Below are 21,091 nucleotides of genomic sequence, written 5' to 3'. Positions count from 1 at the left end.
CCATGTCTATGTGCGGCATTGCAGGCTATTGTCATTTTAACCAAGCGCCACTTGATCCTCACATCTTACTGAAGATGAAAAACGCACTTGCTGTGCGTGGACCTGATGATAGTGGTGTCTATCAAGATGACTCAGTTGGTCTGGTTCATACGCGGCTTTCAATAATTGATATTCAATCTGGGCCGCAACCAATAACAAATGAAGATGATTCTATATGTGTGATTCTAAATGGAGAGATTTATAATTTCAAAGAATTAAGAGAGAACTTATGGAATAAAGGCCATTTGTTTCGCACAGAGACAGATACAGAAGTGCTTGTTCATGGCTATGAAGAATACGGAATTTCCTTTGTTGAGCAATTAAACGGAATGTTTGCAGCTGCGATATGGGATAAAAAGAAGAAAGCACTTTATTTGTTTAGAGACCGTTCTGGGATTAAACCGCTGTATGTTTCAGAATGCCGGGGAGGGCTTATTTTTGGTTCGGAAATGAAAGCTCTTTTTCAGCATCCAGACATACAAACTGCTATTGAGCCGGACGCTGTTCTTAGTTATTTATCCTTCCGTTATTCGATCGGCGAGCAGACTTTTTTTCAAGGCATTCAAAAATTACCCCCAGGTGTCATCTTGAAAATAGATGAAACAGGCATAACAAAAGAGACCTACTGGCAATATCCGCTCCCAGCTGATGGGATCGATCGGGGAGAACGTTATTATCAAAAGGAATTGTTTGAATTAATTCAAGATAGTGTGCAAAAACAGATGATGTCTGACGTGCCTGTGGGAGCTTTTTTGAGCGGGGGAGTGGATTCGACTTCGATTGTCGCTTTGATGTCCAAATACAAAAACGAGAATATTCATTGTTTTTCGACCAGCTTTGAAGAGGAGGGCTTTTCTGAAGAAAGCTATGCCAAACTCGCGGCAGATCAATACAATGTGAAGCTTCACTCACATCGAATGAGTGAAGAAGAGTATTTTCAATTATTGCCTGAAGTTGTGAAGCGAAGAGATCATCCTCTTTCTATTCCTCATGAAGTCGCTTTTTACCATATGTCACGGGAAGCAAAAAAGCACGTGACGGTAGTTCTATGTGGTGAAGGAGCGGATGAATTGTTTGCAGGTTATGGACGTGTCTTTAGGAGTCCAGCAGATTGGCGGAAAATTGTATGGCTTCAAAAAAACCGAAAACTGTCCTCTATCCTTTCGAAGGTATTATTTGAACCATCCTTTCAGCAGCAGGTGGATCAATTGATCGACCTTGAAGGTGAGATGGATCATTACAAAAAAAGGTATGCATGGTTTACTGCTGGCGAAAAAGAGCAGCTTTTAAGTCGGCACGCTGGTTCAATAGACCCTCCTGACTCACACATGAACCAGTTTATTGCCCATTGCTTTCAAAAGATGGAGGGTGCGTCGTATGAAAATAAACTGCTCTATTTATTCCAGCAGATTCATTTACCAAATCTGTTAGACCGGCTTGATATGATGACGATGTCACATGGACTAGAAGCGCGTGTTCCATTTCTTGATCATCGCATCATCCAATTTGTCAATGACATGCCCTTCAAATATAAGCTTCCTTATAAAGGACTGCCTAGCAGGCTGCAAGCATTTTTTCAGTCGAGTCTCAAAACGAGTGAGGTACAAGACATTCCGAAATATATGTTAAAAAAGACAATGGAGCAAACGGTGGATAAGCGTATATTATATAGAAGGAAAATGGGTTTTCCGGTTCCAGTGTATCATTGGATGAGCAAACGAATGAAAGAAATCGAAGAGAAGCTTCTTGATCAACAAAGCTTTGCAACAGAACTGTTTCAAAGAAAGCCACTAGAACAATTTTTACGAAATCATTCGAATCAGAAAAACAAAAATGGAGCGGATCAAAAAGTCTGGATGCTGTACAACTTGGAATTATGGCATGATCACTATATGAAAGGGACGCAGCTTTCTCTCCAAACGAGTCATTAAAGAGATCCGGTCTATTCCCCTTGTCTGCTGCATATATGATACGGAAGGGAAGTGATGCGATTTTGAGGCTGAGTGAACTGTCGGGAAAAGAGATTGTCGATATTAAAAGAGCGGAGCGGCTTGGCGTGCTTGGACAAACTGATCTTGAAATCAATGAACAGGACGGTCAAATTACAGCACTCATTATACCTTCCGTGAAGTGGTTTGGCTTTCGAAAACAAGGAAATGACATCCGCGTCCCGTGGAATCACATTCAAAAAATAGGATCAGATATGATCATTCTCGATGTGCCTGAAGAACTTCAGCCGCACGGAGAAAAAGAGCACCCACAATAATGGGTGCTCTTTTTCTTTTCTCTTTCTGATTCGTTCACAGGCTGAATCCTCTCCTCATATGCTGAAAGGGAGATTCAGAAAATATTACAGACTTTTTTAAATAAAGAAGGTGAACGGTCAGTATGTTGAGCGGTTTAACGGTTGCGGTGATCGGGGGAGATGCAAGGCAGCTTGAAATTATTCGCAAGTTGTCACAGCAGCATGCCAAAGTGTTTTTGGTCGGATTTGATCAGCTGGATCATGGATTTATCGGTGCTGAAAAGCTGAAAATGTCTGAACTTCCATTCGAACAAGTAGACAGTATGATCCTGCCAGTATCAGGGGCAACGGATGAAGGCGCTGTTGCTACAGTTTTTTCAAACGAGCAGGTCTTGCTGGAAGCGAAATATTTAGAAAGAACCCCTGCCCATTGTACCTTGTACTCAGGTATTTCAAATACGTACTTAGACAATCTGGCAAAGCAGGTGAACCGGAAGCTTGTGAAGCTGTTTGAGCGAGATGATATTGCCATATATAACTCTATTCCAACAGTTGAAGGAATTATCATGATGGCCATTCAGCAAACGGACTATACGATTCACGGGTCTCACGTCGCTGTTCTCGGACTTGGAAGAACAGGACTCACCATTGCCCGCACATTTCGGGCACTAGGGGCAGACGTAAAAGTAGGGGCGGCAGACACAGCACATTTAGCGCGGGCCTTTGAGATGGGGCTTGATCCATTTTCAATGGACCAGTTAAAAGAGGAAGTAACGGATGTTGATATTATCATCAATACCATTCCAAGTCTTGTCTTAGATTCATCTGTCATCGTCAGCATGACACCAAAGACACTCATTTTGGATATCGCCTCCCGCCCAGGTGGAACAGACTTTGACTTTGCACAAAAGCACGGAGTGAAGGCACTTCTTGCACCAGGACTCCCAGGGATTGTTGCACCAAAGACAGCAGGACAAATCATTGCAAAAGTGCTTTCCGGGCTTTTATGTGAACTTGCGGAGGAAAAAAGGGGGATGGAATCATGACAACATTAAAAGGGAAAAGAATCGGCTTTGGTTTAACAGGTTCCCACTGTACGTATGAAGCCGTTTTTCCGCAAATCGAAGCGCTTGTAAAAGAAGGGGCAGAGGTGCGTCCAGTAGTGTCGTACACGGTGCAGAGCACGAATACGAGATTTGGAGAGGGAGCCGAGTGGATCGAGCGGATTGAGAAGCTGACTGGATTTCAAGCGATTGACTCAATCGTGAAAGCAGAGCCGCTTGGACCTAAGCTGCCGCTTGATTGTATGGTCATTGCTCCTTTAACTGGAAACTCAATGGCGAAATTTGCAAATGCCATGACAGACAGTCCTGTTTTAATGGCTGCTAAAGCGACCATTCGAAATCATCAACCTGTCGTTTTAGGTATCTCAACAAATGATGCGTTAGGCTTAAATGGTACAAATCTGATGAGACTGATGTCGACAAAGAATATTTTCTTTATTCCGTTTGGCCAGGATGATCCATTCAAAAAACCGACCTCTATGGTCGCAAATATGGATCTGCTATCTCAAACAGTAGAAGAGGCACTCCAGCATAGACAAATTCAACCAATTTTAATTGGACCAAACGAATAATAGATTCACTAGAAAATCATGAAAGATTCAAAAAAGATGCTTCAAGCCTTGCTTTTCTATGGTAAAATAAAATGTAAAAAGTCATAGGATGGCCATCCGAAAGAAAAGAATCATGGATGGGTCGGAAGGAGTTTTACTGATGGGAAGAGGATTGCATGTAGCTGTAGTTGGAGCGACTGGAGCTGTCGGTCAACAAATGTTAAAAACACTAGCTGACAGAGATTTTGAAATGGATACACTTACTCTACTATCCTCAAAACGTTCTGCTGGAACAAAAGTGACATTCAGAGGCCAAGAGTACACTGTTCAGGAAGCAACACCTGAAAGTTTTGAAGGAGTGAATATTGCATTATTCAGTGCTGGAGGAAATGTTTCTAAAGCGCTGGCTCCTGAAGCAGTCAAACGAGGTGCGATTGTTGTAGACAACACTAGTGCTTTTCGTATGGACGAAAACATCCCTCTTGTCGTACCAGAGGTAAACGAAAAAGATTTGCATGATCATCAAGGGATCATTGCAAACCCTAACTGTTCAACGATTCAAATGGTAGCGGCATTAGAACCGCTTCGTCAGGCGTATGGAATGAAAAAAGTCATTGTCTCTACGTATCAAGCAGTATCAGGTGCGGGACATGAGGCCATTGACGAACTATACAGCCAATCACAAGCCATTTTAAATAAAGAAGTTGTAACACCTGAAGTTATGCCTTATCAAATTGCATTTAATGCGATTCCGCAAATTGATAAATTCCAAGACAATGGCTATACATTCGAAGAAATGAAAATGATCAACGAAACGAAAAAAATCATGCATATGCCAGAGCTGGAAGTAGCGGCAACATGCGTGAGACTTCCAATTGAAACGGGACATTCAGAATCTGTCTACGTCGAACTAGAATCAAATGATGCAACAGTGGAAGACCTCAAATCAATTCTAAAAGATGCACCAGGAATTACGCTTCAAGATGATCCGTCTCAGCAAATTTATCCAATGCCTGCAGATGCTGTTGGGAAAAACGACGTCTTTGTCGGCCGCATTCGGAAAGATTTGGACCGTCCAAACGGGTTCCATATGTGGATTGTATCTGATAACCTGCTTAAAGGTGCTGCATGGAACTCAGTTCAAATTGCAGAAAGCTTAAAAGCATTAAAATTAGTTTAACATTCAATGGATGATGAGGACGAACAGAAGAGAGTTAGGCATCTTTCGCCTGCTCTCTTCTGTTACGTCAGAATGAACTTGGAGTGAAAACAGTGAAAATAATTGTCCAAAAATTTGGCGGTACATCTGTCAAAGATGATCAAGGTAGAAAAAGGGCACTTGCACATATCTTATCTGCAAAAGAGAAAGGCTATAAGTCGGTTGTCGTCGTTTCTGCAATGGGACGAAAAGGCGATCCCTATGCGACAGATACGCTGCTTGGTCTGCTTTACGGCAGCGCGCAGCATATGACAAACCGAGAAAAAGATTTGCTTGTTTCCTGCGGAGAGAATATCTCAGCTGTTGTGTTTTCAAGTATGCTGAATGAAAACGGTCTAAAGGCTGTAGCGATGACTGGAGCTCAGGCGGGTTTTGTAACAGATAAGGAGCATTCAAGTGCGAAAATTATTGACATGAAGTGCGAACGTCTGGAGGCAGCACTATCTGAACATGATGTTGTCGTTGTTGCTGGATTCCAGGGAGCCGCGAAAAATGGAGACGTGACAACAATCGGACGAGGTGGCAGTGATACGTCCGCTGCTGCTTTAGGCGCTGCATTGCAGGCAGACTTTATTGATATTTTTACAGATGTAGAAGGTGTTATGACAGCAGATCCCCGTATTGTTGAAAATGCAAAACCGCTGAGAGTCGTGACATATACGGAAATTTGCAACCTCGCATATCAAGGGGCAAAAGTCATTCACCCAAGAGCTGTCGAAATTGCGATGCAAGCAAAAGTACCAATGAGGGTCCGTTCAACATACTCTGATGATGAGGGCACACTCGTTACATCACACTACTCAGATAAAATGAGCCATGATGTGTACGATCGCCTCATTACGGGTATTGCACATGTCAATGATGTGACGCAAATCAAAGTTCCTGCAAAAGAAGGTCAGTACAGCGTACAAACAGAGGTCTTCAAAGCAATGGCAAACGCACAAATCAGTGTCGACTTCTTCAACATCACACCGAGTGAAATTGTGTATACAGTGACAGGTGCAATGACTGAAAAGGCAACGTCGATCCTAAAAGATCTTGGCTATACGCCAATTGTGACAACAAATTGTGCGAAAGTATCAGCTGTTGGCGCAGGCATTATGGGTGTACCAGGTGTCACATCTAAAATTGTATCGGCTCTATCCGAGCAAAACATTCCGATTTTACAATCAGCTGACAGTCATACGACCATTTGGGTGTTAGTGAACGAAGAAAACATGAGAGCGGCTGTCAATGCCCTGCATGAAGTGTTTGAACTTTCAAGATAAATGTGATTGAATCATGATGAGGTGAAAAAAATGAATTTCGGAAATATCGCAACAGCTATGATTACACCTTTTGATAAAAAGGGCAACATCGATTTCCAAAAGCTATCAATTCTCATTGATTACTTGTTAAAAAACGGCAGTGACTCTTTAGTCGTTGCAGGGACAACAGGCGAATCGCCAACTTTATCGAATGAAGAAAAAGTTGCTCTTTTTCAGCAATCGGTCAAATTAGCAAATGGTCGTTGTAAAATCATTGCAGGAACAGGCAGTAATAATACAAATGCGTCTATCAAACTAACGAAAAAAGCAGAAGAAGCGGGCGTTGATGCAGTGATGCTTGTCGTACCTTATTACAACAAGCCATCACAGGAAGGCATGTATGCACACTTTAAAGCAATTGCCGAGTCTACATCTCTTCCTGTCATGCTTTACAATGTACCAGGAAGAACGGCTGCGTCATTAGCACCAGAAACAACAATTAAGCTTGCACAAATACCAAACATTGTTGCCATTAAAGAAGCAAGCGGCGATCTTGATGCCATGACAAAAATCATTGCAGAGACGCCAGAAGATTTCGACGTATATTCAGGGGACGACAGCTTAACACTTCCAGCTGTATCTGTTGGTGCAAAAGGAGTTGTCTCTGTTGCGTCTCATATCGTAGGACTGGATATGCAGCAAATGCTGAAAAGCTATGCTTCAGGCCAAACAGCGAATGCAGCATTGATCCATCAAAAGCTGCTTCCAATCATGAAACAGCTTTTCTCAGCGCCAAATCCAACGCCTGTCAAAACAGCCCTTCAGCTGAAAGGACTAGACGTCGGATCTGTTCGTCTTCCGCTTTTGCCTTTGTCAGAAGAAGAGAGACTGAATTTAAGCAGCGTTTTAAACAGCTGATCAAAACAAAAGATTTCGTAAGCGGTCATTCTCAGATGTCCCTGAGTATGACCGTTTTTTATACATAAACACTTTCTTAAAATGTGACTTCATCTTGTTTTCTAAAATTAGATTCAGTTATAATAGCATTAAGCGATGATGGACGGGCTTGAGACTAGGAGGATAAGAATTTTGAAAAAGAAAAATACAGAGAACGTAAGAATTATTGCACTCGGAGGCGTTGGAGAAATCGGGAAAAACCTATATGTCATTGAGATTGATTCGGACATATACGTGGTAGATGCAGGCTTAATGCATCCAGAAAACGAAATGCTAGGCATTGACGTCGTCATTCCTGATATCTCTTATTTAACAGAACGTGCTGATCGGGTGAAAGCAATTTTTCTTACCCACGGACATGATGAAGCAATCGGAGGCGTATTCCATTGCTTAAGCAAATTGTCTGTACCAGTCTACGGAACGAAGCTGACCCTTGCGTTACTTCGAGAAAAATTAAAGCAGTATGGCTTCAATCAAAAAGCTGATTTGCGTGAGGTACATGCAAAATCAGTCATTACTTTTGAAACAACAAAAGTATCATTCTTTAGAACGAATCACAGCATCCCTGATTCAGTAGGGATCAGCTTCAAAACATCTCTTGGTTCAATCGTATGCACAGGTGATTTTAAATTTGATCAAACCCCAGCGCTTAACCAAGCCTGTGACATCGGAGAGATTGCGAAAATTGGAAACAATGGCGTTTTAGCACTACTTTCAGACAGTGCAAATGCTGAAAAACCAGGCTATACACCTTCTGAGGCGCTCGTCCAAGACGAAATCTCAAATGCGATGTACAATGCTGAAAATCGGGTGATTGTTGCTGTGTCTTCATCTAATATTAACCGAGTGCAGCAGATCATTAATGCAACAAATCAAAATGGCCGTAAGCTTGCCGTTGCAGGGAAGAATATGATGACAACCCTTCAGCTGGCGATCAAGCTTGGTTATGTGACAGCAGACGAAGAATTATTTGTACCCGTTCAAGAAGTGAAGAAAATGGCGAAAAACGATGTAGTCATCCTGACTGCTGGAAGCCACGGAGAGCCTCTTGCTGCTTTAACGAAAATGGCGAAGCAAAATCACAAACAGCTTCATATTGAAAAAGATGACACTGTTGTGATTGCATCTACACCACTTCCTGGACAAGAACTCACATACTCTAAAACAGTGGATTTCCTCACAAGAAGCGGAGCACAAGTCATTTTTGCACAAAAACGTGTGCATGTATCTGGACATGGCTGCCAAGAAGAGTTAAAGCTGATGCTGAACTTACTAAAACCGAAGTATTTAATTCCGGTGAATGGCGAATATCGTATGCAAAAAGCACATTCTCGTATTGCCGAAGAAGTAGGTATGAAACGCAGCGACATTTTCTTGATTGATAAAGGAGATGTGGTTGAGTTTAGAGGACAGAACGTCAAAATCGGTGAAAAAGTTCACCAAGGGAACATTTTAATCGATGGTCTTGGCGTTGGTGATATCGGAAACATCGTGCTACGCGATAGACGCCTGTTGTCTCAAGACGGCATCTTGATCGTTGTCATTACGCTCGATAAACAAAAGAAACAATTAATTTCTGGACCTGAAATCATCACAAGAGGATTTGTCTATGTAAGAGAATCCGAAGAGCTGATTGTGAAAGCAACAGAAATGGTCAAAGGGATTGTCAAAGAGCAAACGGAAAATTCAATTGTTGAATGGTCAACATTGAAACAATCCATGCGCGATGTACTCAATCAATTCCTATATGAAAAAACAAAACGTAAGCCGATGATCATTCCAATTATTATGGAAGTGTGATGATAAAGCCCAAAGAGTATAAGCTCTTTGGGCTTTTTTGATGTGGCGTGAGGAATGCGGATGGAATATGGGCTATTTGTTCATAATAGGAGAAGAGTTTGAGGAAAGGATGGAGACAAATGGACGAAAAGAATGAACAGCAGCCTGAGCGAAAGCCAGAAGAAAAAGACAGCATTATGAGCAAAATACAGCAGCTCGGTGAAACAGCCGTTCCGCAGCTGCCGCAAGATACAAATATCCATTGCCTCACCATTATTGGACAAATTGAAGGCCATATGCAGCTTCCACCGCAAAATAAAACAACCAAATACGAACATGTCATTCCACAAATCGTAGCCGTTGAACAAAACCCGAAAATAGAGGGCCTTTTGATCATCTTAAATACAGTAGGGGGAGATGTTGAAGCGGGACTCGCAATTGCAGAAATGCTTGCTTCTTTATCGAAACCAACTGTTTCGATTGTGCTTGGCGGCGGCCACTCGATAGGTGTCCCGATTGCTGTATCGTGTGACTATTCGTATATTGCCGAAACAGCCACGATGACCATTCACCCTGTGCGATTAACAGGTCTTGTCATTGGTGTTCCGCAAACCTTTGAATACTTAGATAAAATGCAGGAAAGAGTCATTAACTTTGTCACAAGCCACTCCAACATTACAGAAGAGAAGTTTAAAGAGCTCATGTTCTCCAAAGGCAATTTGACAAGAGACATCGGAACAAATGTCGTTGGTCATGAGGCAGCGGAATACGGACTCATGAATGAAGTCGGCGGTGTAGGACAAGCGATTAAAAAGTTGAATGAACTTATCGGAGACAGGGCATCTCAAAACGAGGGGCTGATCCAATGATTTTATATACGCCTATGCCATATGAAGCCATTTACGCTGAGGAACAGGGAGAACGTAAACTCCAGCAGGTAAACATTCAAGGTGTGCCAGTGATGGTTGAAATGAAAGAAGATGAAGCAGAAATCGTTCAAGTCATGAGCACCAATCCAATGGATTTTCTCAATCAAGAGCTTGCACCAGGCAAGCGATTGAAGTTACATTTAGGCACCAATCAAACCGACTCATATGAATGATTCTATGCTATAATAAAGGGAAAACTTACAACAAGATGCAGCCAAAACCAGGCTGCATTCTTTCTGATCTTTCGGTAGGTTATATTTTCTTTCGTAGTAAGGTGATGAGTATGGCTAAAAAGAGAAAACGGAAAACGAGAAAAAAACAAAATAAACAGCTAAAACTGAAATATGAATTAAATGGGTTAGTCTGTATTGCCATAGCGATCATTGCCATTTTACAGCTGGGCGTTGTTGGACAAACCTTTGTACATCTATTCCGATTCTTTGCAGGTGAATGGTTTATTCTCTGCCTTATCGGATTATTTCTTTTTGGTGTGACGATTTTCTGGAAAAAACAAATCCCAGATATTTTGACAAGAAGAAAAGCAGGTCTCTACTGCATCATTGCGAGCATCTTGCTTTTGTCACATGTGAAGCTTTTCCAGCATCTTTCATCTGCTGGCGTCATTGGCTCTCAAAGTGTAATTAGAAATACATTTGAGCTTTTCTTGATGGATATGAAAGGTGAAACAGGGTCACCTGATTTAGGGGGCGGCATGATCGGAGCTGTATTGTTTGCTGCTTCTTATTTCTTATTTGCGCAAGCAGGCTCGCAAATCATGGCGATTGTTCTGATGCTGATTGGAATTGTTCTGATTACAAACCGATCCCTTCAGGAAATGGTGAAAAAAGTGACGATTCCTGTATCACAATTTATGGTGAAGCAGTGGAAGGCGTTTGTTGAAGATATGAAAGGAATCAGGCAGGCGAAAAAGAGCGCGTCCTCTCAGAAAACAGGTGAAAAGAAAAAACGTTCACGCATTCAAGAAGAAGATGAGGATGATTTGATCTTGATCGAAGAGGAAACGCCGTCTTCTGAGAATAGCCAGCCGATTATTTCAAGCTTTGCAGACAGAGATGACATTCTCACCCCGCCCGTTCAAAAGAAGCAGGCGGCAAAAGAGACAGAGACTCTTCAAGAGTCTGTGCAAAGTGCACCAGTTCAATCAGATACAGCTGATGAACCAAAACAGGCACCGCCGATGACATTTACAGAACTTGAAAACAAAGATTACGAATTGCCATCACTTGATATTTTGGCAGAGCCGCAGCATTCAGGTCAGCAAACAGATAAGAAAAATATATATGAAAATGCAAGAAAGCTTGAAAAAACATTTCAAAGCTTTGGTGTGAAAGCAAAAGTCACACAGGTTCATTTAGGTCCAGCTGTGACCAAATATGAAGTATATCCAGATGTCGGCGTGAAGGTCAGCAAAATCGTCAATTTAAGTGATGATTTAGCCCTCGCACTTGCAGCAAAGGACATTCGAATTGAGGCACCGATTCCTGGTAAATCAGCCATCGGGATTGAAGTTCCGAATGCAGAAATTGCCATGGTTTCATTAAAAGAGGTATTAGAATCGAAGCAAAATGACCGTCCAAATGCTAAGCTCCTTATTGGCTTAGGCCGCAATATCTCGGGTGAAGCCGTGCTTGCTGAAATGAACAAAATGCCGCATTTACTTGTAGCAGGTTCGACTGGAAGCGGAAAAAGTGTGTGTATCAATGGCATTATCACAAGTATTCTCATGAGAGCGAAGCCTCATGAAGTGAAAATGATGATGATTGATCCAAAAATGGTTGAATTAAATGTGTATAACGGTATTCCGCACCTTTTGGCACCTGTCGTAACAGACCCTAAGAAAGCTTCTCAAGCACTTAAAAAAGTAGTCAGCGAAATGGAACGCCGCTATGAATTGTTTTCTCATACGGGGACAAGAAATATTGAAGGATACAATGATTACATTAAACGAATGAATCAAACAGAAGATGCCAAACAGCCAGAGCTTCCTTATATTGTTGTCATTGTAGACGAGCTTGCAGATTTAATGATGGTGGCTTCCTCTGATGTGGAAGATTCCATTACAAGACTTTCTCAAATGGCTCGTGCTGCGGGAATTCATTTGATTATCGCTACACAAAGACCTTCTGTTGATGTCATTACTGGTGTCATTAAAGCCAACATCCCGTCCCGCATTGCCTTTAGCGTATCCTCCCAAACAGATTCAAGGACGATCCTTGATATGGGGGGCGCAGAAAAGCTGCTGGGCAGAGGGGACATGCTGTTTTTACCTGTTGGTGCAAACAAGCCGGTTCGTGTGCAAGGCGCCTTTTTATCAGATGAAGAAGTGGAACATGTTGTTGATCATGTGATCACACAGCAAAAAGCCCAATACCAAGAGGAAATGATTCCAAGCGAAGAAACGCAGGATCAGCTTGCAGCTGTGGAAGATGATCTATATGATGAAGCAGTTGAACTGATCATTGGTATGCAGACGGCTTCTGTCTCTATGCTGCAAAGAAGGTTCCGCATCGGTTATACCCGGGCAGCACGTCTCATTGACGCAATGGAAGAGCGAGGCGTTGTAGGCCCATATGAAGGAAGTAAACCAAGAGAGGTTCTTCTCTCAAAAGAACAATATGACGAGCTCTCTTCATAAGTTGAAGAGAGCTTTCGTGAAAAGCAGTAAACGATAGTATGATTATGTTAACTGGATGTCAGACTATTTATTTATTTGCAAAAACATGATATAGTTATGTTCAACTTATCTCGGAATAGAGATTTCTCATCTTATCATTTGCATTGATTAGACGGAGGGAAAACATGTCGACCAAAACAGACAATCGCCATTTATATTTGAAAGTGATTGACCGTATTAAAGAAGATATTCAAACAGGTGTATATGCCGAAAAAGAAAAGCTGCCTTCTGAGTTTGAGCTCTCAAAGCTTTTAGGTGTGAGCAGAGCGACACTGCGTGAAGCCCTTCGTATATTAGAAGAAGAAAAGTATTTAATAAGAAGGCATGGTGTGGGGACTTTCGTCAACTCAAGACCACTTTTTTCGACAGGCATAGAACAGCTGACAAGTGTCACGAAAATGATTGAGCAGGTCAATATGACGCCTGGTACCATCTTTTTATCCTCGCAAGAAGGGGAGCCAACAGAGAATGATGTCATTCGTTTTCAGTGTGATGAATCTGATGGGATTTTTTCAATGGAAAGAGTTCGAACGGCAGATGGACAGCCAGTTGTTTATTGTTTAGATAAAATTCCAGTCAAACACCTTCCCGCATCTTTTACACATGAAGAAGAGTCTCTTTTTGAGCTTTTTGGAAGAGAACCGCACAGTGGGATTAAATATGCAGTTGCAGACATTGAACCAATTGGATACCACGATCAGGTCTCACCGATTCTAGATTGTGACCCTGAAACGGCGTTATTATTACTCAAACAAATGCACTATGATCAGGATGATCAGCCGGTCTTATACTCCCTCAATTATTTTCGAGCAGATAAATTCAGCTTTCATGTCATACGCAAACGATTTTAAAAAGCAGTCGCTTTCATAGGCGGCTGCTTTTTGTTTGCCATACATAATACTCGTCAAACTTGCCACACTAATACGTAACAGTATATAGAATTGGGTGAATGATGTTGGGCGAGAAAACAGTCAGTAAAAAGAATATCATTGCGTTATCATCAGTCCCTTTAATCATGACACTAGGGAACTCGATGTTAATACCTGTATTGCCAGAGATAGAAAAGAAACTCTCGATCACTTCCTTTCAAGTCTCTCTCATTATTACGGTATATTCGGTTGTAGCAATCTTATGTATTCCAATCGCCGGTTATTTATCAGACCGGATTGGGCGGAAAAAGGTACTGCTGCCGTGTCTTTTAATCGCCGGACTTGGAGGGGCTGTGGCAGCAGTCGCCTCAACAATCATGAAAGAACCGTATATGTGGATTCTTCTTGGCAGGGTCCTTCAAGGTGTCGGTTCAGCTGGAGCGGCACCTGTTGTTATGCCATTTATAGGAGATTTGTTTCATGATGATGAAGAGGTCAGTGCGGGACTTGGCGCCATTGAAACCTCCAACACAGCGGGAAAGGTACTAAGCCCGATTATTGGAGCACTTCTTGCTTCATGGTTTTGGTATGTGCCGTTTTGGTTCATTCCGTTCTTTTCGGCCATCAGCTTTCTCATGGTACTGTTCATGGTAGAGTCGGCAAAAAAAGAGGAGGACCCGCCCTCATTTAAAGAATTTTTAAAATCAACAAAGACCATTTTTAAGCATGAAGGACGCTGGCTTTATGCCATTTTTGCTATTGGCGGTTTTATTATGTTTCTTCTTTTTGGTGTGCTTTTTTACTTATCCGATAATCTAGAGGCTGCTTATCAAATAAAAGGTGTCAAAAAAGGGTTCCTGCTGAGTATTCCGCTCCTTTTTCTATCAATCAGTTCCTTCGTTGCTGGAAAAACGATTGGAAAAGAAAAAGGCAAAATGAGAATCTTTTTAATCGCAGGTATGGCTTTGTTATCACTTTCTTATATTTTTTTATGGTGGAATCACAGCTTTTACGTATTGTTTATCTGTTTAAGCATTGGCGGTGTTGGTATCGGTATTGTGTTGCCTGCACTTGATGCGCTGATTACTGAAGGAATTGAAAAAGAACAGTGCGGTACCATTACGTCATTTTATAGCAGTATGCGTTTTATCGGTGTTGCTTTAGGACCTCCGATTTTTGCCTATCTTATGGATAAAGGGGACTCCATTGTTTTTATTCTCTCGACCATTTGCAGTCTCATTTCACTATTTTTGGTCCTCTTTTTCATCCAGCCAGATGAAGAGGATGAGAGTGAACAATTGAAAACAGTTTAAATATAGAAAAAAGACGGCATTTTGCCATCTTTTTTCTTTTTTATAAATTGACATGTAAAATTTTGATAGTTAAACTAATGTATAGTAATATCTTTTAAATTATCCCAAATTGGAGGTGTTCAAAAACATTCATTTTCTGTCTTTCTTTAGGCAGAAATTGAGCTCGCGTGCTGATGATGGAGATGTGTTTCTTCAACACGTAAGGACAATTGAATAGGTCATCCTGCCATTTGAAGGAGACGCAGTCAGCACTTCAGACACGCTCAAATACAGCAAATTGATTGATGAACTAGAAGGAGCTTGAAGCAGCTATGTTGCAAATAATTAAAGCAAGATGGATTGTATTAGTGGTGTGGATGATAACAGCTGTGATACTGTTTATTACTGCGCCCAATTTAGAGGAATTAACAAGAGAAAAAGGGCAATTAAAGGTTCCGGAGGGGACACCAACAGCTGAGGCACTTCACCTATTGGATAAGCTGTCAGATAAGAACGGGAAAAAAGATACAGGTGTGCTTGTATTCTCCGAACAACATCTGTTCCCTGCGAAAGAGCAGGAATTAAAAAAGGCTTTAGCTGCACTCATGACACATGCCCCAGAACTCCACATTGACGGAATTACTTCATATTTTCATGTAGATCCGGACATTCAAAAACAACTTTTATCAAAGGATAAAAGTACACTTCTTGTTCCATTCAAATTCGACCACTACGAAACAAAAGCTGTGAAGATTAAAGAACAAATTGAGGAAGTTTTAAAGCCCTATCATGTCTCATATGAAATAACGGGTCAAAAATTTGTGGATTCAGATGTCATTAAAAGCTCTCAACAAGGTCTGAAGAAAACTGAACTTATCACGATGATTTTTATTTTCTTTATTTTAATAATTGTTTTCAGATCGATATTGGCACCTGTTGTTCCGCTCATTACGATAGGCATTTCTTACGCTGTCAGCCGGTGTATTGTGGCTTTTCTTGTAGAATATACACAATTTCCTCTATCTAATTTTACTCAGATTTTTATGGTAGCCATTATGTTCGGTATCGGAACAGATTATTGCATCCTGCTGTTAAGCCGTTTTAAAGAGGAGATCGGTCAAGGCCGTGATGTCAAAGAGTCGATTATCGTCACGTATCAATGTGCAGGGAAGACGGTATTTTTCAGCGGCTTAGCCGTGTTAGTCGGCTTCTCAAGTATTGGATTTGCTAAATTCCAATTGTATCAATCAGCCGTTAGTGTTGCCGTTGGAGTGGGTGTTCTGCTGATAGCCCTTGTCACCATCGTTCCCTTTTTTATGTCTGTTTTCGGAAAATCTCTATTCTGGCCATCTAAAAGAGAAAACATTCGGCACCCGCAAAGTAAAATGTGGGAATGGGCTGGGCGCTTTTCATTTAGAAGCCCGCTGATCAGCTTAGGTTTAGTCGCTCTTATTACGGTGCCTCCTATTCTGATGTACGACGGCACCCTATCTTATAACAGTTTAAATGAAATTGGGAATAAGTATGAGTCGGTGTCTGCATTTAATACGATATCAGAGCAATTTGGCTTTGGTGAAGCGCTGCCGCTGAATGTGCTTGTTGAAAGTGACAATAAGCTAGATAATCAAGAAAAGATTGTGATCATTGAAAAACTGACCCGTAAATTAAATGATATTGACGAAGTCAAAACAGTCCGCAGTGTCACGCGCCCTGTTGGAGACGGGCTGAGCCAGCTTTATGTCACCTCTCAAGCGAAAGAACTGGGAGGAGAACTTGGCAAAGGACATGAAGGAATCGGGAAAATTTCTGATGGCTTGACAGAAACAAATCTGGCCCTTCTCAAACAAAAACCAAAAATTGAAGAATCCGCTCAAGGCATTGACAAGCTGATTGATGGAACGAAAGCAATCAAAAGCGGTATCGGAGAAGTCAGGGAATCCCTTATCTCATTAGAAGATGGGGTGAGGCGCAGTAAAGAAGGCGTCGGCACGATTCGAAGTAAAATCAAAGAAGCGAAAAAAGAATTAGAGCAAGAATATCGCAGCAGCGAAACGATGATTCAAGAGCTAGAGCAAGTGGTGAATACACTGGAACGCCATGCGAAATCGAATCAACAGCTGATGACAACCATTAAGAAAGTAAAGAAATCTTATGAAAATCTTTCATTTGAAGCACTAGAAAATCGTCTTCCAGAAGTAAAAGACATGGAAGAATATAAAGAAATCAAGAAAGTATTCAAAGAAACAAAAGGAATGCTTGATCAAGCAGGGGATCAAATGAGTGTATATGAAGAGGAAGCCTCTCACTTTAAGCAAAAGATCAAGCAGGCAGATCAAGTGATCCAAACCTTATCAAGCAAGCAAAAAGAAGTAAAACGACAAGTGCAAGCGCTCATGGATGGGCTTGATCAAATTTATGACGGTCTTGACCAAACAAATGAGGGCCAAAAACAATTGATTAAAGAAATGCCTAAAATTGAAGATGGTGCAGATCAGCTGACAGACGGCCAAAAAGCCATCAAAAAAGGATTTAGCCAGCTTTCATCAAAACTTACATTATTAACAGATGGATTAGATGAAAGTATTGAAGGGCTTGAGCAGGTCAAAAGCGGCTTCACCGAGGCTGACGGCTACTTAAAGCAGCTTCAGCAAGCGCCAGATGAAGAAATAACGGGCTGGTTTATTCCAGAAGAAGTGCTGAAACGCCAAGAATTTAAGCAAATCTTCCATACGTATATGTCTCCAGATCGTAAATTAACGACTTTTGAAGTCATCCTAAATGTGAATCCATACAGCAATGAAGCGATGAAAGGTGTCGCAAAAATTGAGGAAACCCTTGATCAATATTTACCTGTAAGTGGACTCAAAAATGCCAAATACGGTGTATCTGGTATCTCAAGTTTAAATGTGGACTTAAAAGAAACGTCTGACGGTGACTTTATTCGAACTGTCATCTTCATGTTAATTGGTATTTTTATTATCTTAATTATTTTATTACGGTCAATCGTCATGCCGGTATACTTAACACTTTCACTGATTTTAACGTATTTTACATCGATCGGGTTAACAGAATGGATCTTTAAAACATTTTTTGGCTACGATGGTGTCAGCTGGGCTGTCCCATTTTTCAGCTTTGTTATTCTTGTGACGCTCGGGATCGATTATTCCATCTTCCTCATGGATCGTTTTAATGAATGGAAGGGAGAGCATGTGCAAGCATCGATGATATCAGCGATGAGAAATATGGGTTCTGTCATTATTTCTGCAGTGGCCATTCTAGCAGGTACGTTCGCCGCTATGCTGCCATCAGGAGTATTATCACTTGTTGAAATTGCAACGGTCGTACTCATTGGACTTTTATTATATGCTTTTGTTGTATTGCCGCTCTTTATTCCGGTTATGGTTCGTATTTTTGGTAAATGGAATTGGTGGCCGTTTAGAACGAAATAATGACTGGCGTCTCTGCTTTGAGCAGAGGCGTTTTTATTTCCTATCCTTTCCTCTGATTGATATAATGTCTATTAAATGGCTGTTTCACGTATATATCAGCTATGTTCTAATACATAATAAATAGGATGAACAAAGGAGGTTTCTCATGACGTACTTACAAGAGAAGACACTGGACACACCTGGTCTTCATACTCATATTGTCAAAACAGAAAAATTTAAAACCGTGACAATCCTTTTTAAAATGCTTGCACCGTTATCCAAAGATGACGTCACCATGCGTTCTCTTTTCCCGCATGTGTTGTTAAGAGGAACAGAAAAGATGCCGAAAACAGGTGCATTGCGTGCTTATTTTGATGAGCTCTATGGAGCAACCGTTTCAGCAGACATGGCGAAAAAAGGTGAGAATCACATCATTACCTTCCGCTTGGAAATGGCGAATGAAAAATATTTAAAGGATCAAACCCCTTTACTAGAAAAAGGGATTACCTTACTATCTGACCTATTATTCCACCCGTATGTTGAAGATGGGGTGTTTAGTCAATTATATGTAGATCAAGAAAAACGCACGTTAAAACAGCGAATTCAGGCAGTCTATGATGACAAAATGCGTTATTCGAATTTAAGACTCGTGCAGGAAATGTGTAAAGGTGAACCATATGCACTGCACGTCAATGGTGAAATGGAAGACATCGACGCAATCACCGCTCACTCGCTCTTTGAAGCTTATGAGCATGCGCTTCAATCAAATCAGCTTGATCTTTATGTAGTAGGAGATGTTGACGAACAAGACATCAGCCGAATGGTCTCCCAATACTTTAAAACAAGTGAAAGAGAACCGGTCAAACAACAGACTGAATCAGCAAGACCTCAAAATGAACCAAAAGAGGTCATTGATGAAGAGGACGTAAAACAAGGCAAACTGAACATCGGTTTTCGCACACATACAACGATTGCAGATAAAGATTATCCGGCGCTGCATTTGTTTAATGGTATATTCGGCGGTTTCTCGCATTCTAAGCTATTCATCAATGTTCGTGAAAAAGCAAGTCTTGCGTACTACGCTGTGTCTAGACTTGAGAGCTTTAAAGGCTTGATGATGGTCATGTCAGGAATTGAAGTCGGCAACTACCAGCAGGCAGTAGACATCATCAAAGAACAATTTGAAGCGATGCAAAAAGGTGATTTTTCTGATGAAGCAATTGATCAAACAAAAGCAGTCGTCAAAAACCAGCTGCTTGAAACGATCGATACGTCTTATGGGACAGCAGAATATTTGTATCAGCATGCCGTTGTGCCAACTGGGGAAACCCTTGATTCCTTTTTAGAAGCATTAGACCGAGTGACAAAAGAGGACATCATCAAAGTGGGTCAGAAAATCGAATGGGATACGACCTATTTTCTTAAAGGAACGGAGGGTGCTTCATGACAGTGAAAACAATTCAATTCGATCAGCTGCAAGAAACGGTCTATCACGAAAAAATGGAAAGCGGACTTGACGTCTATGTGCTGCCAAAGCAAGGGTTTAACAAAACCTATGCAACCTTTACAACAAAATATGGCTCAGTTGATAATGAATTTGTGCCGCTTGGCAAAGAAGACATGATTCGAGTGCCTGACGGAATTGCCCATTTCTTAGAGCATAAGCTGTTTGAAAAAGAAGATGGAGACGTGTTTCATACCTTTAGTAAACAAGGAGCATCCGCAAACGCTTTTACAACGTTTACGAGAACGGCTTATTTATTCTCTAGCACCTCAAATGTCGAACAAAACCTTGAGACACTCATTGACTTTGTTCAAGAGCCTTATTTTACTGAAAAAACAGTCGAAAAAGAAAAGGGCATCATTGGCCAAGAGATTAACATGTATGATGACAATCCGGACTGGCGTTTATTCTTTGGTCTGATTGAAAATTTATATCAAGAACATCCTGTGAGAATAGATATTGCTGGAACAGTAGCGAGCATTGCCCCTATTACAAAAGATCATTTGTATGAATGCTATGAAACGTTCTATCACCCGAGCAATATGCTTCTATTCGTTGTCGGTCCGGTTGATCCGAAGCAAATTTTAGATCAAGTCAGAGCAAACCAGGCGAAAAAGCCATTTACAGACCAGCCGGAGATCAAACGAAAAGACATCAATGAGCCTGAAGGTGTATACCGGAAAGAATACGAACTTCCAATGAACGTACAAGGCTCTAAATGTATGTTCGGTTTGAAAACAAAAAATCCGCATAAAAAAGGAAATCAGCTGCTAAAGCATGAGCTTGGGATGAACCTCATTTTAGAGACGCTGTTTGGCAAAAGCTCTTTACAATATGAACAGATGTATGAAAAAGGCTTAATTGATGAAACATTCAGCTACGATTATACAGAAGAAGGCGGCTTTGGCTTCACTTCTGTTGGCGGGGATACAAATGATCCCGATCAACTTGCAAAAGTATTAAAAGAAACCCTTCTTCAAGCAAAAAGCCTCATGACAGAGGAGAAAATTGAGCTTGCACGCAAGAAAAAAATCGGTAGCTTTTTAAAAGCCATGAATTCTCCAGAATACATTGCGAACCAATTTACTCGATATGCTTTCTTAGACATGAGTTTATTTGATGTCGTCACAGTGCTGGAACAAATTCAATTAGCTGATATTCAGCAAATTTTAGATGAAGAAATTGATGAAGAACGGATGTCCGTTTTCAAAGTCGTCCCAAAAACAAAATAAATGTAAAAAGACAAACTCATATCGGCAGAGTTTGTCTTTTT

The 21,091-nt window shown here is 41.1% G+C and carries 16 protein-coding genes; all 16 read left to right on the top strand.

From position 1 onward, the window contains the following. Nucleotides 1-2: 2 nt before the first annotated feature. The 16 genes from asnB (at nt 3) to yfmH (ending at nt 21,050) form a co-directional block, all read left to right on the top strand. Nucleotides 3-1,970, top strand: coding sequence for an asparagine synthase (glutamine-hydrolyzing) (gene asnB / locus QSJ46_RS10100; RefSeq protein WP_212039845.1), 1,968 nt, complete (start codon nt 3-5; stop codon nt 1,968-1,970). Between the two features lie 62 nt (nt 1,971-2,032). Next, nucleotides 2,033-2,305: a YlmC/YmxH family sporulation protein gene (locus QSJ46_RS10095; RefSeq protein ID WP_024424130.1), complete on the top strand. Its 273-nt coding sequence runs from the start codon at nt 2,033-2,035 to the stop codon at nt 2,303-2,305. 122 nt (nt 2,306-2,427) lie between these two features. Further along, nucleotides 2,428-3,330, top strand: coding sequence for a dipicolinic acid synthetase subunit A (dpaA, locus tag QSJ46_RS10090; RefSeq protein WP_047202196.1), 903 nt, complete (start codon nt 2,428-2,430; stop codon nt 3,328-3,330). Then, a complete protein-coding gene (gene dpaB, locus QSJ46_RS10085) occupies nt 3,327-3,920 on the top strand; it encodes a dipicolinate synthase subunit B (RefSeq protein ID WP_285604680.1) in 594 nt (197 codons plus the stop codon). The genes dpaA and dpaB overlap by 4 nt, the downstream gene beginning before the upstream one ends. 139 nt (nt 3,921-4,059) lie before the next feature. Beyond that, entirely contained in the window at nt 4,060-5,079 is a 1,020-nt protein-coding gene (gene asd, locus QSJ46_RS10080; protein WP_047202197.1) for an aspartate-semialdehyde dehydrogenase, read from the top strand. 92 nt (nt 5,080-5,171) lie between these two features. Next, nucleotides 5,172-6,386, top strand: a complete 1,215-nt coding sequence (gene dapG / locus QSJ46_RS10075) for an aspartate kinase (protein WP_212039846.1) — start codon at nt 5,172-5,174, stop codon at nt 6,384-6,386. A gap of 30 nt (nt 6,387-6,416) precedes the next feature. Next, nucleotides 6,417-7,283: a 4-hydroxy-tetrahydrodipicolinate synthase gene (gene dapA / locus QSJ46_RS10070; RefSeq protein ID WP_047202199.1), complete on the top strand. Its 867-nt coding sequence runs from the start codon at nt 6,417-6,419 to the stop codon at nt 7,281-7,283. A 171-nt stretch (nt 7,284-7,454) separates the two neighbouring features. Next, nucleotides 7,455-9,122, top strand: coding sequence for a ribonuclease J2 (gene rnjB / locus QSJ46_RS10065; RefSeq protein ID WP_012010007.1), 1,668 nt, complete (start codon nt 7,455-7,457; stop codon nt 9,120-9,122). Nucleotides 9,123-9,241: 119 nt separating this feature from the next. Continuing rightward, entirely contained in the window at nt 9,242-9,970 is a 729-nt protein-coding gene (locus QSJ46_RS10060) for a ClpP family protease (RefSeq protein WP_024424124.1), read from the top strand. Next, complete coding sequence (locus tag QSJ46_RS10055; RefSeq protein ID WP_008344712.1) at nt 9,967-10,203, top strand: YlzJ-like family protein; 237 nt, start codon at nt 9,967-9,969, stop codon at nt 10,201-10,203. The genes QSJ46_RS10060 and QSJ46_RS10055 overlap by 4 nt, the downstream gene beginning before the upstream one ends. Before the next feature lie 110 nt (nt 10,204-10,313). Beyond that, nucleotides 10,314-12,686: an FtsK/SpoIIIE family DNA translocase gene (locus QSJ46_RS10050; RefSeq protein WP_285604679.1), complete on the top strand. Its 2,373-nt coding sequence runs from the start codon at nt 10,314-10,316 to the stop codon at nt 12,684-12,686. Nucleotides 12,687-12,850: 164 nt separating this feature from the next. Continuing rightward, complete coding sequence (locus tag QSJ46_RS10045) at nt 12,851-13,576, top strand: GntR family transcriptional regulator (protein ID WP_039178693.1); 726 nt, start codon at nt 12,851-12,853, stop codon at nt 13,574-13,576. Between the two features lie 101 nt (nt 13,577-13,677). After that, a complete protein-coding gene (gene bcbE / locus QSJ46_RS10040) occupies nt 13,678-14,907 on the top strand; it encodes a bacillibactin exporter BcbE (RefSeq protein WP_224929260.1) in 1,230 nt (409 codons plus the stop codon). 311 nt (nt 14,908-15,218) lie between these two features. Further along, the gene (locus QSJ46_RS10035; protein WP_285604678.1) at nt 15,219-18,335 is read left to right on the top strand and encodes an MMPL family transporter; all 3,117 of its coding nucleotides are present in this window, start codon (nt 15,219-15,221) and stop codon (nt 18,333-18,335) included. 145 nt (nt 18,336-18,480) lie between these two features. After that, nucleotides 18,481-19,761, top strand: a complete 1,281-nt coding sequence (gene yfmF, locus QSJ46_RS10030; RefSeq protein WP_285604677.1) for an EF-P 5-aminopentanol modification-associated protein YfmF — start codon at nt 18,481-18,483, stop codon at nt 19,759-19,761. Next, the gene (gene yfmH, locus QSJ46_RS10025; protein ID WP_107163701.1) at nt 19,758-21,050 is read left to right on the top strand and encodes an EF-P 5-aminopentanol modification-associated protein YfmH; all 1,293 of its coding nucleotides are present in this window, start codon (nt 19,758-19,760) and stop codon (nt 21,048-21,050) included. Before yfmF ends, yfmH begins: the two co-directional genes overlap by 4 nt. Nucleotides 21,051-21,091 lie beyond the last annotated feature (41 nt).

The sequence above is a fragment of the Bacillus sp. YKCMOAS1 genome (assembly GCF_030268125.1).
Taxonomy (GTDB): domain Bacteria; phylum Bacillota; class Bacilli; order Bacillales; family Bacillaceae; genus Bacillus; species Bacillus safensis.
Note: the sequence above shows the minus strand (reverse complement) of the source record. Positions and strands in the feature narration are given on the sequence as shown.

Excerpts from the sequence above, each read along its gene's own strand:
- asnB (WP_212039845.1), top strand. The coding sequence starts at position 3 with ATGTCTATGTGCGGCATTGCAGGCTATTGTCATTTTAACCAAGCGCCA.
- dpaA (WP_047202196.1), top strand. The coding sequence starts at position 2,428 with ATGTTGAGCGGTTTAACGGTTGCGGTGATCGGGGGAGATGCAAGGCAG.
- dpaB (WP_285604680.1), top strand. The coding sequence starts at position 3,327 with ATGACAACATTAAAAGGGAAAAGAATCGGCTTTGGTTTAACAGGTTCC.
- asd (WP_047202197.1), top strand. The coding sequence starts at position 4,060 with ATGGGAAGAGGATTGCATGTAGCTGTAGTTGGAGCGACTGGAGCTGTC.
- dapA (WP_047202199.1), top strand. The coding sequence starts at position 6,417 with ATGAATTTCGGAAATATCGCAACAGCTATGATTACACCTTTTGATAAA.
- QSJ46_RS10060 (WP_024424124.1), top strand. The coding sequence starts at position 9,242 with ATGGACGAAAAGAATGAACAGCAGCCTGAGCGAAAGCCAGAAGAAAAA.
- QSJ46_RS10055 (WP_008344712.1), top strand. The coding sequence starts at position 9,967 with ATGATTTTATATACGCCTATGCCATATGAAGCCATTTACGCTGAGGAA.
- QSJ46_RS10050 (WP_285604679.1), top strand. The coding sequence starts at position 10,314 with ATGGCTAAAAAGAGAAAACGGAAAACGAGAAAAAAACAAAATAAACAG.
- QSJ46_RS10045 (WP_039178693.1), top strand. The coding sequence starts at position 12,851 with ATGTCGACCAAAACAGACAATCGCCATTTATATTTGAAAGTGATTGAC.
- bcbE (WP_224929260.1), top strand. The coding sequence starts at position 13,678 with ATGTTGGGCGAGAAAACAGTCAGTAAAAAGAATATCATTGCGTTATCA.
- QSJ46_RS10035 (WP_285604678.1), top strand. The coding sequence starts at position 15,219 with ATGTTGCAAATAATTAAAGCAAGATGGATTGTATTAGTGGTGTGGATG.
- yfmF (WP_285604677.1), top strand. The coding sequence starts at position 18,481 with ATGACGTACTTACAAGAGAAGACACTGGACACACCTGGTCTTCATACT.
- yfmH (WP_107163701.1), top strand. The coding sequence starts at position 19,758 with ATGACAGTGAAAACAATTCAATTCGATCAGCTGCAAGAAACGGTCTAT.